Genomic DNA, 13,340 nt, shown 5'->3' on the forward strand with positions numbered 1-13,340 from the left:
CGCACCGCCGGACACGGACAGGCCCGCACGGACCGCGCACAGGCCCGCAGCCGCACGGACCGCGCACAGGCCCGCGGCGTCGCGTCCGTCCTGCCTCAGTCCAGGAAGATGTCGGGGTACATCGCCTCGTCGGGCGTTCCGGGAACCGCGGCGTAAGGCCGCGGCGCGCGACGACGTCGCCCTCGCGATCTACACGCGCGACCTCTTCGCCACCATGCACGACGACGCGAACCGCGCCGCCGTCGCCGCCGTCCCCGCCGAGGCGCTCGACCTCGTCGGCATCGCGCTGCGCGGCCCGAGGAACGTCGTGGACCGCATCGCGAAGGGCGCGGTGTTCCACGCCTGAACCCGGTCAAGCATGCACGACCGCCGCGCCGCGCACGGCGCGAGCCCGCCGCCAGAGCAGCCATGCGCACAGCACGCCCTGCACCATGACGATCGCGCTGATCGTGGAGGCGATGATCCCGGCGGACTGATCCGCCGCCGTGAGCAGGTCGAACCCGGCGTGCCACAGCAGCACGGGGACGATGCTCCCCCGCGCACCCAGTGCCATCCACGCGAGCAGGAACGAGCCGCAGACCAGCGCGAGCATCCACCCGACGATGCCCGCGCCCATCGAGATGTAGGAGGGGTTGAAGAAGAACGCGGGCGCGTGCCACGCGATCCACACGCCGGCGACGACCAGTGCGGCCCAGAACGGCGACACGCTCCGCGTCAGCGCGGGGAGCAGCCACCCGCGCCAGCCGGCCTCCTCGCCGAGTCCGAAAGACAGGACCCACACCAGCGCCACGGCCGGCCACGCCAGTCCGGGCAGCTTCTCGGTCAGACCGAAGCCCGCCGGGTCGGGCCACGCCCCCGTCACGACGAACGTGACGAGCCACGCGATCACGAGGTAGACCAGCGGCATCCCGATCCCGGCGAGCCACCACACCCCGCGGAAACGCAGCGAGAAGATCCGCCGCGCCCAGGCCGCGACGCCCCGCGGGCCGCCCTCCCACGCCGACGCGGCGACAGCCCCGCACAGCGGCCCGATGGACGCGAGGAAAAAGGTCCACGGCATCCGTTCGAGACCCGTCGTCTGCGCCTGCACGAGGAGGGGGGTCCAGATCGCCCACGTGACGGCGAACGCCACGGCCACGAAGACGGCGATGCCGCCGGGTCGTGCGCGTGCGATGTCGGTCATGGTCGTCTCGACCCCTTCCCGGCCGAGCGACCGTGTCACCACCGTGATACCCGCTGCGTCACCGGCAGCACAGGACGAAAGACCCGTGGACGCCAGGCGCAATCTCCGGCCCCGAGGACTCGTCCGCCTGACAGGCTGAAGGTGTGAAGGCCTTCCGGTGCCGCGTGTGCGGCAATGCCCTGTACTTCGAGAACTCGGTGTGCGTCGCGTGCGGGACCAGCCTCGGCTTCTCGCGCGGTGAGGCGGAGATCGTGCCCGTCGACGCACAGGGTCGCTACATCGACTCGTCCGGACTCGTGTGGCACGTCTGCCGCAACCTGAACCTGTCCGGCTGCACGTGGCTCGCGCCCCTCGAGGGCGGGCAGTGCTCAGCGTGCGATCTCACGCGCGTCCGTCCCAACGACGCCGACCTCGCGGGCCTCGCGCAGTTCCCCGTCGCCGAGCGCGCCAAGCGGTGGCTGTTGTTCGAGCTCGATCGCTTGGGGTTCCGCGTGGAGAGCAAGGCGCAGGACCCCGAACGCGGCCTGTGCTTCGACCTGCTCTCCAGCGTCGCCGAGAACGTCGTCATCGGGCACGACGAAGGGGTCATCACGATCGACCTGGCCGAGAGCGACGACGCGTACCGCGTGAAGGTGCAGAACCAGCTCGGCGAGCCGTACCGCACGATGCTCGGGCACTTCCGGCACGAGGTCGGGCACTACATCGAGTGGGTGATGGTCGAGGGGACGGAGCGCATCGCAGAGGCCCGCGAGCTCTTCGGCGACGAGACCGCCGACTACCAGGCCGAGATCGACCGCCACTACTCCGAGGGGCCGCCCGCCGACTGGCCTGAGCACTACATCTCGACGTACGCGACGATGCACCCGTACGAGGACTTCGCCGAGACGTGGGCGCACTTCCTCCACATCACCGACACGATCGAGACCGCGACCGCGTACGGCCTCCTCACCGTGGGCGGGATCGACGCGTTCTCGCGCTTCCGCGACCTCGTGACGGGGGTGTGGATGCCGCTGACCACCTCGCTCAACATGATCAACCGGTCCATGGGCAAGGCCGACCTGTACCCCTTCGTCATCCCCGAGCCGGCCCTCGACAAGCTGGAGTTCGTCGCGTCGCTGCGGTTCGATCGCTGTGCACGGAAGGCCGGGACCACGGGCGGGTAGCGTTGTCGGGGTGACGCATCCGCAGTGGCATCCCTCAGACGACGGCATCAACTTCCACACCCGCAAGTGGGTCAAGCCGGAGGATCTGAACGCCAACGGGACGCTCTTCGGGGGCAGCCTGCTGCGCTGGATCGACGAGGAAGCGGCGATCTACGCGATCATCCAGCTCGGCAACTACCGCGTGGTGACGAAGCTCATCTCGGAGATCAACTTCGAGGCATCCGCTCTCCAGGGCGACCTGATCGAGATGGGGCTCACCGCGACGCACTTCGGACGCACGTCGCTGACGATGCGCGCGGTCGTGCGGAACATGATCACGCGCAAGCGCATCCTCACGATCGAGCGGCTCGTGTTCGTGAGCGTCGACGAGGAGGGCAAGCCCAAGCCCCACGGCTACACCGAGATCACCTACGACCGCGACCGGATGCCGCACGAGCACCCTGCCACGGGGAGCATCCGGCTCGATTAGTCGGTCGCACGGCCGTCACCGGGCGCGGTGGTGATCTACTGGGCGCATGACCACGGATCTCTTGGCCGACTGGGACGTCGCACCCTTCACCTACGACGGCATCACGCACGACGTCTACCGCTCGGGCGACGGCCCCGGCGTCATCCTGATCCCCGAGATCCCCGGCGCGACGCCCGCGGTGATCGCGCTCGCCGAGCGACTCGTCGCCGCGGGTTTCCACGTCGCCCTCCCCTCCATCATCGGAACCCCGGGGCGCCCCGTGAGCGGTGGCTACATCGCCGGTTCGGCGCTGCGCATGTGCGTGTCGCGCGAGTTCGCGGCCTTCGCGCGTCGCGCCGACCGCCCGATCGCGGCATTCCTGCGCGCCCTCGCGCGTGACGTGCACGCTGAGCGCGGCGGGCCCGGCGTCGGCGTGATCGGGATGTGCTTCTCGGGCGGGTTCGCGCTGGCGACGGCCGCCGACGACAGCGTGCTCGCCCCCGTCGTCTCCCAACCTGCGCTGCCCCCGGCGATCGGGGCCGGGCGCTCGGCGACCGGTCTGAGCCCCACCGAGGAGGCCGCGGTCCGTCGTCGCGCGGATGACGGGCTCTGCGCCCTCGGCCTGCGGTTCACGAACGACCGCAGCGTCCCGGCGGAGCGTTTCGCGGCGTTCGAGCGTCTGCTCGGCGAGGGGTGGCGGGCGTTCGAGATCGACTCGTCTCCGGGCAATGCCGCCGGCATCCCGGCGAACGCGCACTCCGTCCTCACGGATGCCTCGGCCGCCGTGCCGGGTCACCCCACGCAGCGAGCGAATGAGCTGGTCGTCGAGTTCCTGCGCGAGCGCCTCGTCGGCTGACGCGCGAGGGACCGACGGGGACTCGCGGTTGACCCTCTCCCTGTGTCAGGGTCGAACGTGGTTCCCGTCATGTACACCATCGGAGAATTCGCCGCCCTGGGGCGTGTGAGCGTGCGGATGCTGCGTCACTACGACGCGATCGGCCTGCTCGCGCCCGCCGACGTCGACGACCGCACCGGGTATCGCCGCTACGCACCTGCTCAGCTGCCCCAGCTGCTGCGCATCGTCGAGCTGCGCGACCTCGGTGTCGGGCTGGAGCGCATCGCGAAAGTCGCGTGCGCCTCGGACCCGGATGCCGCGCTGCACGCGGTGCTCGTCGATCATCGTGCGGAGCTCGAACGAGCCGTCGCGAGCGACCGCGCACGGCTCGCCCGCATCGAGCGGCGTCTCCACCTGCTGGAAGGAACGATCATGTCGGATGTCGTCTACAAGAACGTCGCCGCCGCCACCGTCTACGCCGCGAGCGTGGAGGCGCCCGGACTCGGCCCCGAGAACGTGGGGCCCGTCGTGGGTCCGCTCATCTACGGCCTGGACACCGCTCTTCGAGCAGCGGGCCGTCCCCTGCTCGAGCCGGGCATCTTCTGGTACGACACCGAGGGCGACGACCGGTTCTCCGTCCACGTCTCCTACACGGCGGAGGCCACCCCGGTCGCCGGCGACGGCTACGACGTGGTCGAGCTTCCCGAGATGCCGACCGCGGCGACCCTGATCCATCGCGGCGACATGACGGGCATCGGACAGTCCTGGGCGACGCTCATGGAGAAGCTCACCGCCGACGGGTATCGCGTGATCGGCGCCTGCCGCGAGGTGTACCTCGAGGCGGAGGGGCACGAGCCCGGTCCCGACTGGGTCACCGAGCTTCAGGCGCCGGTCGAGAAGGTCTGATCAGACGTCTGGGAACCCTGTGACCGGCCGACCCGGCGGGCGTAACATTCCGTCATACGAGCGCTCGCCGCGTCGGCGGACCGCCACCCACTCGAGAACACGGGAGACCCCGATGGACACCATGATGATGATGAAGTCCATGCCCATGGGCGAGATGACCATGGACATGGATGCCATGCAGGAATGCGTGCAGTCCCTCAACGCCTGCGCGATGGCCGCGGCGATGTGCGCCGGCAGCGACATGATGCAGGGCCCCGAGATGGCCAAGTGCTGCGCCATGTGCTCGAACATGGTCGAGATGGCGCAGGCCACGATGCACATGATGATGCGGCCCGCCGGCATGGACATGGACGTGATGAAGGCCATGATGATGGCCTGCATGACCATGGGCAAGGCGTGCGCCGACGAGTGCCGCATGCACGCCGACATGGACGAGATGTGCCGCTACTGCGCCATGGCGTGCGACGACATGGTCATGAAGTGCGAGGCCATGATGGCCTCGATGTCCGCCTGAGCGGTTCTACGCGACGCGCGCGGTCGTCGTGACGGTCAGCGCGCTCAGAAGCTCCGCGACGGGGTGGTAGGCCACCGGCTCGCCCGCCTCGATGTCGACCGGCGGGCCGACGATCCGCACGCGGACGGTGGCGCCGTTCAGCAGCCCGATCGTCGCCTCGGCGCCGTCGACGTGGGTGACGAGTCCGTCCCACCACGCCGCGGGGTTGGCTGCGGCCATGCAGCGCTGGATCGGGTGGACTGTCGACGAGATCGTGCGGGACATGGCTTCACCTGCCTTCGAGGGTTGCGATGGAACGACGGTACGGGATGCCACGGCCCGCGGCGCGGGAGGGCGTAGCGGGGCGTAACACCGTGACGCGACCGCTCAGCGGGACGGTCGCGAGGTGAGCGCGAGTCGACCCCCCAGCGTCGGGGCTTCGTACTCCTCACGGAAGAGCCCCCGGGCCCGCAGTAGCGGCAGCACCTCGTCCACGACGGTGGTGAGCCCCGCGGGGAACGCGTCCGGCATGAGGTTGAATCCGTCCGCGGCGCCCGCCCGGAACCATTCCTCGAGCGTGTCGGCGACGCGTTCGGGAGTCCCGACGATGATCGGGTGGCCGTAGCCGCCGTAGCTGCGCAGGAGGTGCCGGACCGTGAGCGATCTCGTCCGGGCGTACCGGACCGTCGTCGCCCGGAAGGACAGACTCGCGGTGAAGGTGGCCGGGTCTTCGGGGACCTCGGTGATGTCCGCCGGGAGCGGGGCGTCGAGGTCGAAACCCGAGACGTCGACACCGAGGATGCCGGACAGCCGCCCCAGCGCGTAGTCGCGCGGCCCGAGCTCCTCCCACCGGTCGTAGCGCGCGACCGCCTCCGCCTCGGTACTGCCCAGCACGAGCGCGAAGCCGGGGAGGATGGTGACGTCCTCCCCGCGGCGACCGGACCGCTCGGCGTGGTCCTTGACGAACGCGTAGTTCTCCCGTGCGGCATCCAGGGTCATCTCCGCGGTGAACACGGCATCCGCCTGCTCGGCGGCGAGCCGCCGACCCGCGGGGGAACCGCCCGCCTGCACGATGGCCGGGCGCCCCTGCACGCTCCGCGGCAGCGCGAGGCGCGCCCGCCCTCCCCCGAACTCGACGGGGACGTCGACGTCACTCCCGGCCCGCTCCCACAGCTCACGCACGAGCGACACGAACCGGTGCGCCCGCGCGTACCGCGCATCGCGGTCGAGTCCGGTGTCGACGCCGAAGTTCGCGCCCACGCGCGGGTCGGCCGTCGTCACGACGTTCCAGCCGGCGCGGCCGCCCGACACATGGTCGAGCGTGAGCACGCGGGCGGCGAGCTCGACCGGATCGTTGTACGTGGAGGTGAGCGTTCCGACCACCCCGATCCGCTCCGTGGCGGCCGCGACGGCAGACAGCACCACCGTCGGTTCGAGCGCGCCCGACGGCCGGGCGGCGGGGTCGACGAGCGTGGGCGTGTCGGCGAGGAACAGCGCGTCCAGCGCCCCGCGCTCCGCCTCCCGCCCCACGGTCGCCCAGTAGTCGGCATCCACGAACGAGGTGCCGTCGAGACCGTCGGACTGCCAGGCGGCCGGGCGCTGCCCGAGCCCGAGGACGTTCACCCCCAGGACCATCTGCTCGCGCGCCCCCGGGCGGCGCGTGGATCCCGCGGCGCGGCCGGCCCGCAGGGTCGAGTCCGGACCGAACCCCGGCACGTCCACCGCGGTCATCGCGGAACCTCCGAGACGAACGCGGCGGGGGCGCCGACCAGCACGGGTTCGGACGCGCCGAGCCCCAGAGCCTCGCGGAGATCGAGGGACGGACCGGATGCCGGCTCCCCCGCCGCGTCGAGCGCGCGGAGAGCCGTCGGGGTGTCGCCCGAGACGACGGTTCCGACGACGTGTCCGTCGGTCCGGCGGACGGTCCCGTCGGGGGCGAACGCCAGCTCGGTTCCCGGGAGGGGATGATCCGCCCAGACCGCAATCGGGGGCTTCCGCGCCGCATCCACGGGGACCTGGAGCGGACCGCGCACGGCGAAGACGTCGTCCTGGTCGACCCGGACGATGCGCGAGGAGTCGACGAACAGCCGGCGCTCACGGTCGGCGACGATCGAGTCGAGCGGCCACGACTCCCAGAGCGCCGAGAGCGCCGCGGAGCCCGCGACGACGGTGTCCTCCGCCGTCGCCGTCCGTGTCGTCGGCACCGTCGTCGGCCCGGGCACGAGCGCCACCCCGACCCGGGACCGGGCCGTGTTGCTCAGGGACCCGATCCGGCGCGCCAGGTTGTACGGGAAGTCGCGCGAGAACGACGCCGTCGCGAACCAGCGCGCCGCGGGGAACCGGCGGGCGAGCGCCGCGACGAGCACCGTGGACTCCGCGCCGCGCTCGTCGGCGTCTGCCAGATCGTCCGGGATGCCGACCGCCACCGCCGTCACGCGCTCGACCCACGGGGCGAGGGGGTGCGCGGAATCGGCGAGCAGCGCGAGCCCGTCCGCCGCGGGGACCGCCAGAACGACGACCGGTCGAGTCTCGGACGACATGGGGCAACACCTCGATCGACGAAGGGGTCGCACGCGGCTCGCCCCGTTCCCTCATGCTCGTCCGGCGGCCCGCCGCGGCGAAGTCGTCTTACTGCCTGTTACTCCTCCGGAGTGATCGCGAGCCGTGTGCCCCACGGGTCGGCGAGCCGCAGCGTGCGACCGTCGTCGGCCGCGGCGATGCCGTGATCGCGTACGCGCTCGCCGAACGCCTCCACGTCGTCGCGGGTGGGCACGACGATCCGCACGTCGCCGAGGCCGAGGGTCGCGGCGCGGGGCCCCGCCCCGGCGCTGTGCCACGTGTTCATGCCGATGTGGTGGTGGTACCCGCCCGCGGAGAGGAACAGCGCGGAACCGAGGGAGGCGGTCACGTCGAAGCCGAGGATGCCCTCGTAGAAGCGGCGCGCCGTCGGGATATCGCCCACCTGGAGGTGGACATGCCCGATGGCGGCCGTGGCATCCGTCCCGTCCTCCCTCGCCTCGGGGTCGTACCAGCGCTGCAGGAACTGGTTGGGGTCGAGGAACTCCGTCACCATGTGCCCTGTTCCGTCGGCGTGCACTGTTCACTGGTCGCGCGGACGGTCGCGATAGAGCTCGAGTCCGTTGCCCTCGGGGTCGTGGAAGTAGAACGCCTCGCTGACGAGGTGGTCGGCGGATCCCTCGTACAACTGCCCGGCGTGCTGGGCCATGGATGCCAGCGCCGAGGCGAGCCGCGCCTGATCCTGGAACACGACGGCGGTGTGATAGAGCCCCGCGCCGCGGCTGTCGCGTCCGGGGAGGTCCTTCTCCTGCCGCAGCACGATCGACGCGACGCCGCCGCGTCCGAGGGTCGCCGTGGCGCCCGTCTGGTCGAGGACGTCGAGCGTCACCGCCCGCCGGTAGAACTCCGTCATCGCGTCGAGGTCGCTCACCAGCAGCTCGACGGTGTCCATGCGGGTGCCGTCCGGCGCGGCGCCGCGCGTCGGCACGGCCGCCGTGCTCCACGACGGTGCCGCCGAATGCCGTTGCGGTGTCTGATCCACGGGGCGCTCCTTCTGCCGGCCGCCTCGCGACGACTCGGGCCATTGGTTGTCGCTACAACCAACCTAGGATGGTCGCGTGGTATTCCAAGCACCTCGCATGAACCCGCGAGAGTCGGCGGCGTGGGTGGGAATGGTGACGGTGAGCCAGCTCCTTCCCGCGGCGCTCGACGCGCAACTGCAACGCGACTCATGCATGACGCACTTCGAGTTCTCCGTGCTCACCGTGCTGCGGTTCTCCCCGGCGCAGACGCTCCGCATGTCCGCGCTCGCCGGGGAGACGGCATCCACTCTCCCCCGCCTGTCGCACGTGTGCGCGCGGCTCGAGAAGCGCGGGTGGATCGAACGCTTCGCCAGCACCGAGGATCGCCGCGCCACCGACGTCCGGCTGACGGCGGTCGGCCGGCGTGAGCTCATCCGAGCGACCCCGGGGCACATCGAGACGGCGCGGCGCCTCGTGGTGGACGCCCTCACCCCGGACCAGCTCGACACGCTCGCCGAGATCACCGCGGTGATCCGCGCGCGGCTGGCGGGTGGATCCGAGGAGCCGGTCGCGGGAGACGACTGACGCTCACACCGCGCGAATGCGATTGTTCCGTGCGTCGTGCGTCAACTCCGCGAGCCCCAGTTCCTCGAGCAGCGGCGGCAGGTACATGCCGAAGCGTCCGCGGTATCCCTTCCGCGTGCCGTACCACCCACCGACCGGGTTCTCCTCGGAGCGTCCCCACGCCTCGACGGTTCCGGCGGCAGCGGTCTTCTGCTCATCCGCGGCCCCGAGGGGCACCCAATCGCCCTGCGCGCGGAGCCAGGAATGGAGGTCGTCAACCGCACGCGCCTGGTACGTCAGTCTCGTCGAACCGACCTGGCAGACGAGTTCGTCGCCCTCGCGGTACATGCTGTACTCGGAGCTTCCCGGCGGGGTTCGCAGAACCCACGGATCGTCCTTGGTCCCCTCGGCCATCGCGGGCTCCCTTCGCCGCTGCGGTTTGCTGTACCGCTGAGGAGATCATGCCCCGCGGAGCCGTCTCTCCGCGAGGCTCTCACGACCTCGACGACTTCGACGGGACGCATCGTGACGGCTGAGGTCATGCGGCTTCCGCCCGGGCCGGTCGGCGGGTAGGAACGAGATATGGATGCCACCACCGCCGCCGCCCTTGCCCTGACTCCGGCCTCGACCGTCGAGCAGCGCACGGTCGACATCACCACCGTCGGCGCCCGGACTCAGCGGCCCCGGCGCATCGAGATCTGGTTCCACAGCGTGGACGGAGAGGTCTACATCACCGGCACGCCGCCGCGCGCCCGCTCCTGGTACGCGAACCTGCTCGCGCACCCGGAGTTCACGTTCCACCTGAAGAACGGCATCCATGCCGACCTGGCGGCGACGGCGACACCGATCACGGATGCCGACGAGCGGTCGGCCGTTCTCGGCGCGATCCTGGAGGGGATCGACGCCCTGTACGCCGGAAGTCCGTCGCGGCCGGCGTTCCCGCCGCTCGAGGAGTGGGTCGCGGGGAGCCCGCTCGTGCGGGTGTCCTTCAGCTGACGGCGGGGGACGACGCTCCCGAAACCCCTCTCCCGACGCGCGCGTGTCAGAGCGCGGCGTCCCAGTGCCCGACGAACGGGTCGACGGGGCTCACGCCCCGCGGTTCGATCTCGCCGAACAGCACTTCGAGGGCGGCATCCACCGTCGCGGACGTCGGCGTGTAGCCGTTGAGTGCGGTGCGCACCATCGCCATGTCCTGCAGCAGATACGGGTCGGCGATCGACACCAGCACGGTCGGGAAGGAGGACGGATGCCGTGGCGCGTCCGGCCCCTGCCAGGGCGCCCACGCGACCCGCAGGCTGTTGGAGTTCCCCACGAACCGGACGTTCGCGAAGTAGATGCAGAGGTCGAACGCGTCGACCTCTGCGGAGGGCGACTGCGCGAGCGGCGACCGGCGCACCTCCACCTCGCAGCCGCGCGCGCGGAGACCGGCGACGAAGTGCGGCGCGAACGGGCCGGAGGGGTCGTAGAAGGTCGGCTCGTCGCCCACCACCACCACGAGCACACGCCGACGCTCCTCCGCCCGCAGAGGCAGCAGGTGCGCGGCATCCTTCGTCACCGTGATCGACCGGCGCGCGAGAACCCGTCGCGCCTCGAGGTCGTCGGGGTGGTCGAACGCGGGCTCGCCGAAGCCCTCGGCGAACGGACTGAGGTGCAGACCGAGCGACGCCTTCGTCGCCAGCACACGGCGCACCGCCTCGTCGAGCCGGTCCTCCGAGAGGATGTCGACGGCCCGCACCAGCGCGGCGAAGTCGGCGGCGACGTCGACGTTCCCGAGCACCACGTCCACTCCCGCGGCGACCATCTCCGGCAGGGTCCGGTCGCGGTGACCCGCGGTGGTGAATCCGGCCATCGCGGTGTTGTCGGACACGACCAGGCCCTCGAAGCCCAGCCGTCCCCGCAGCACGTCACCGATCAGCTCCGCGGCGAGCGACCCGGGGCGTACGTCCGCATCGGAGAGGTCGGGACGCACGGATTTCGACAGGGCGCGCTGGCGGATGTGCCCGACCATGATCGACCGCGCACCCGCGGCGATCACCGCCGAGTAGACGGCGCCGAACGTGCGGGTCCACTCGTCGAGGTCGAGGTCGTTCGACGAGGTCACGAGGTGCTGGTCCCGGTCGTCCACGCCGTCGCCGGGGAAGTGCTTGGGGCTCGTCATGAGTCCGGCCCGCTCGAGCCGCGCCACGTAGTGCGAGCCGAGTCGCGCGACGAGTTCGTGATCGGCGCCGAACGACCGCGTGTTGGTGATCGGGTTGGCGGGATTGACGGCGACGTCGACGACCGGCGCGAACGCCCAGTTCATGCCGAGCGAGCGGGCGACGCGGATGCAGTGATCGGCGAGGGCGTCCACCGCGGCCTCGTCACCGGCGGCCGCGACCTGCATCGGGTTCGCGAACGCCTCGACGCCGGTGAGGAAGTTCACCGCTCCCGACTCGAGGTTCCCGGCGACGAGGAGCGGGATCCCGCTCCACTCCTGAAGGGCGGCGACGTCCCGCGCCGCGGCAGCCGGGCTGCGCGGCAGCATCATCACCGCGCCGGGCGCGACGCCCAGGCGATCGAGGTCCGACGTGAACCGGGACATGTCGTCGCCGCGGAGGTACAGGCACAGCAGCTGCCCGACCTTCTGTTCGCGCGTGAGTCCCGCCAGGGTCTCCTCCACCCAGGCGAGCCCGCGTGGATCGAGGCCGAACAACGGTGCCGACAGATCGACGGGTCGGGGCGGTGCGGGCGTCGCGTTCATGGGCAGGCTTTCGGTCTCAGCGTCGAGAGGTCAGCACGAGGCTATACCAATACCATCGCGTGCGTTGGTGTTCGTTTTGTTATACAGCGATTGCTGATCAACGTCTGGACACGAAACGTTACTCGTGTGATAGTTTTCGTGCGTCGACACCGCGATGTCGATCCTCTGGACCTCGATGGAGAGAAAATGAGTCCCGCCCCTGCACCCGAATGCGTCGTGGGTTGCCGTCACGTGGCGAAGAGCTTCGGCCACGTCGAAGCCCTCCGCGACGCGAACGTCGCGGTTCGACCCGGCGAGGTCGTCGCGCTGGTCGGCGACAACGGCGCCGGCAAGTCGACGCTGATGAAGACGCTCCTCGGCATCAACCGTCCCGACCGCGGCGACGTCATCATCGACGACCGTCCCGTGAAGCTGTCCTCCGTGCGGGACGCGCAAGCGCTCGGCATCGAGGCGGTCCACCAGGACCTCGCGCTCGCCCCGCACCTCTCGGTCGTCGACAACATGTACCTCGGTCACGAGGTGACGACCGGTCCGTTCGGCGTCCTCTCGCGCCGCTCGATGATGGAGAGGGCGGATGCCGCGCTGCGCGACCTCTCGATCGCCCTGCCGTCGCTCACCGTGCCCGTCCGCGATCTCTCCGGCGGCCAGCGTCAGGCCGTCGCCGTGGCGCGCGCGGTGATGTGGGCCCGCACCGCGGTGCTCATGGACGAGCCGACCGCCGCCCTCGGTGCCCGGCAGTCGGAGATCATCTGCGAACTCATGCGCACCGTGGCATCCCGGGGTCTGGGCGTCCTGGTGATCTCGCACGACCTCCCCCGCATCCTGAAGGCCGCCGACACCATCACCGTGCTGTGGCGCGGCGAGACGGTGCTCGTCTCCCCCTCGGCCGATCTCACCGTGCCGGACCTCGTCGCCACGATGGTCGGCTACCGGAAGGAATCCGCCTGATGACCACCACCGGAACCTCCACCGCCCCCGCGTCGACCGTCGATGATCGGGCGCGGCGAACCGCCCCGGCGATCGTGCGCTGGGTGAAGACCCGCGCGGCGTGGATCCTGCTCCTCAACATCGCGCTCGTCGCGCTGTTCACCGCCCTGTCGCCGCAGCACGTGTTCTGGTCGGTGGCGAACGGGCAGGCGCTGATGCTCGGCATGTCCCAGGCGCTCATGCTGGCGCTCGGACTCGCCATGATGCTCGGCGCGGGGATCTTCGACCTCTCGCTGGGGGCCAACCTCGTGCTGTCCTCCGTCGTGGGAGCGCTCGTGATGCGCTCCTTCCAGACCACCCCCGGGGATGCCACGTCGTACCCCGATCCGGTCCTCGCGATCAGCGTCGGCCTGCTGGCCTGCGTCGCCACCGGCCTCGTCTTCGGCCTGGTCAACGGCCTCCTCATCGCCGTGGGCGGGATCAATTCGCTGATCGCCACGCTCGGGACGCTCGGGATCGGCACGGGAATCGCCTACCTGCTC

General features: G+C 70.8%; 17 protein-coding genes and 1 pseudogene. 10 read left to right on the forward strand and 8 right to left on the reverse strand.

What is annotated here, in order from left to right; genetic code table 11:
* The coding region (locus I5G_RS26765; RefSeq protein WP_148286505.1) for a DUF2000 family protein at positions 1-346 on the forward strand (346 nt) is incomplete at its 5' end.
* A 6-nt stretch (positions 347-352) separates the two neighbouring features.
* Here the strand turns inward: I5G_RS26765 and I5G_RS22625 are convergent.
* Positions 353-1,183 (reverse strand): CPBP family intramembrane glutamic endopeptidase, encoded by an 831-nt coding sequence (locus I5G_RS22625; protein ID WP_022879629.1) that lies wholly within the window; start codon positions 1,181-1,183, stop codon positions 353-355.
* Positions 1,184-1,347: 164 nt separating this feature from the next.
* Here I5G_RS22625 and I5G_RS14085 point away from each other — a divergent pair, with 164 nt between their 5' ends.
* The 5 genes from I5G_RS14085 (at position 1,348) to I5G_RS14105 (ending at position 5,049) form a co-directional block, all read left to right on the forward strand.
* On the forward strand, positions 1,348-2,346 hold the full coding sequence (locus I5G_RS14085) for a putative zinc-binding metallopeptidase (RefSeq protein ID WP_239642545.1): 999 nt from the start codon (positions 1,348-1,350) through the stop codon (positions 2,344-2,346).
* A 10-nt stretch (positions 2,347-2,356) separates the two neighbouring features.
* On the forward strand, positions 2,357-2,815 hold the full coding sequence (locus tag I5G_RS14090) for an acyl-CoA thioesterase (protein ID WP_022879631.1): 459 nt from the start codon (positions 2,357-2,359) through the stop codon (positions 2,813-2,815).
* Between the two features lie 46 nt (positions 2,816-2,861).
* Positions 2,862-3,650, forward strand: coding sequence for a dienelactone hydrolase family protein (locus I5G_RS14095; RefSeq protein ID WP_022879632.1), 789 nt, complete (start codon positions 2,862-2,864; stop codon positions 3,648-3,650).
* 69 nt (positions 3,651-3,719) lie between these two features.
* Complete coding sequence (locus I5G_RS14100) at positions 3,720-4,535, forward strand: MerR family transcriptional regulator (protein ID WP_022879633.1); 816 nt, start codon at positions 3,720-3,722, stop codon at positions 4,533-4,535.
* Positions 4,536-4,647: 112 nt separating this feature from the next.
* Entirely contained in the window at positions 4,648-5,049 is a 402-nt protein-coding gene (locus I5G_RS14105; protein WP_022879634.1) for a hypothetical protein, read from the forward strand.
* 6 nt (positions 5,050-5,055) lie between these two features.
* On the opposite strand, the gene I5G_RS14110 is transcribed toward I5G_RS14105, so the two are convergent.
* The 5 genes from I5G_RS14110 to I5G_RS26560 all read right to left on the reverse strand — a co-directional run bounded on the left by I5G_RS14110 (position 5,056) and on the right by I5G_RS26560 (position 8,587).
* Positions 5,056-5,313 (reverse strand): hypothetical protein, encoded by a 258-nt coding sequence (locus I5G_RS14110; RefSeq protein WP_022879635.1) that lies wholly within the window; start codon positions 5,311-5,313, stop codon positions 5,056-5,058.
* Positions 5,314-5,415: 102 nt separating this feature from the next.
* A complete protein-coding gene (locus tag I5G_RS14115) occupies positions 5,416-6,759 on the reverse strand; it encodes an LLM class flavin-dependent oxidoreductase (protein WP_022879636.1) in 1,344 nt (447 codons plus the stop codon).
* Positions 6,756-7,568: a hypothetical protein gene (locus I5G_RS24110; RefSeq protein WP_022879637.1), complete on the reverse strand. Its 813-nt coding sequence runs from the start codon at positions 7,566-7,568 to the stop codon at positions 6,756-6,758. The genes I5G_RS14115 and I5G_RS24110 overlap by 4 nt, the downstream gene beginning before the upstream one ends.
* 98 nt (positions 7,569-7,666) lie before the next feature.
* Entirely contained in the window at positions 7,667-8,101 is a 435-nt protein-coding gene (locus tag I5G_RS26555) for a VOC family protein (RefSeq protein ID WP_239642546.1), read from the reverse strand.
* Positions 8,102-8,128: 27 nt separating this feature from the next.
* Entirely contained in the window at positions 8,129-8,587 is a 459-nt protein-coding gene (locus tag I5G_RS26560; protein WP_239642547.1) for a VOC family protein, read from the reverse strand.
* 76 nt (positions 8,588-8,663) lie between these two features.
* On the opposite strand from I5G_RS26560, the gene I5G_RS14130 reads away from it, so the two are divergent.
* The gene (locus I5G_RS14130; protein ID WP_239642548.1) at positions 8,664-9,152 is read left to right on the forward strand and encodes a MarR family winged helix-turn-helix transcriptional regulator; all 489 of its coding nucleotides are present in this window, start codon (positions 8,664-8,666) and stop codon (positions 9,150-9,152) included.
* A gap of 3 nt (positions 9,153-9,155) precedes the next feature.
* Here I5G_RS14130 and I5G_RS14135 read toward each other — a convergent pair whose 3' ends face one another.
* A complete protein-coding gene (locus I5G_RS14135; protein ID WP_022879639.1) occupies positions 9,156-9,545 on the reverse strand; it encodes a DUF6855 family protein in 390 nt (129 codons plus the stop codon).
* 168 nt (positions 9,546-9,713) lie between these two features.
* Here I5G_RS14135 and I5G_RS14140 point away from each other — a divergent pair, with 168 nt between their 5' ends.
* Complete coding sequence (locus I5G_RS14140; protein ID WP_022879640.1) at positions 9,714-10,127, forward strand: nitroreductase/quinone reductase family protein; 414 nt, start codon at positions 9,714-9,716, stop codon at positions 10,125-10,127.
* A 46-nt stretch (positions 10,128-10,173) separates the two neighbouring features.
* On the opposite strand, the gene I5G_RS14145 is transcribed toward I5G_RS14140, so the two are convergent.
* The gene (locus tag I5G_RS14145) at positions 10,174-11,871 is read right to left on the reverse strand and encodes a glycoside hydrolase family 3 protein (protein ID WP_022879641.1); all 1,698 of its coding nucleotides are present in this window, start codon (positions 11,869-11,871) and stop codon (positions 10,174-10,176) included.
* Between the two features lie 231 nt (positions 11,872-12,102).
* Here I5G_RS14145 and I5G_RS14150 point away from each other — a divergent pair, with 231 nt between their 5' ends.
* Both I5G_RS14150 and I5G_RS14155 read left to right on the forward strand, forming a co-directional pair.
* Positions 12,103-12,819, forward strand: a complete 717-nt coding sequence (locus I5G_RS14150; protein ID WP_051038818.1) for an ATP-binding cassette domain-containing protein — start codon at positions 12,103-12,105, stop codon at positions 12,817-12,819.
* A pseudogene (locus tag I5G_RS14155) lies at positions 12,819-13,340 on the forward strand (ABC transporter permease); the annotation flags it as partial. The gene I5G_RS14150 and the pseudogene I5G_RS14155, both read left to right, overlap by 1 nt.

The organism is Microbacterium sp. B19, from assembly GCF_000333395.1.
Classification (GTDB): domain Bacteria; phylum Actinomycetota; class Actinomycetes; order Actinomycetales; family Microbacteriaceae; genus Microbacterium.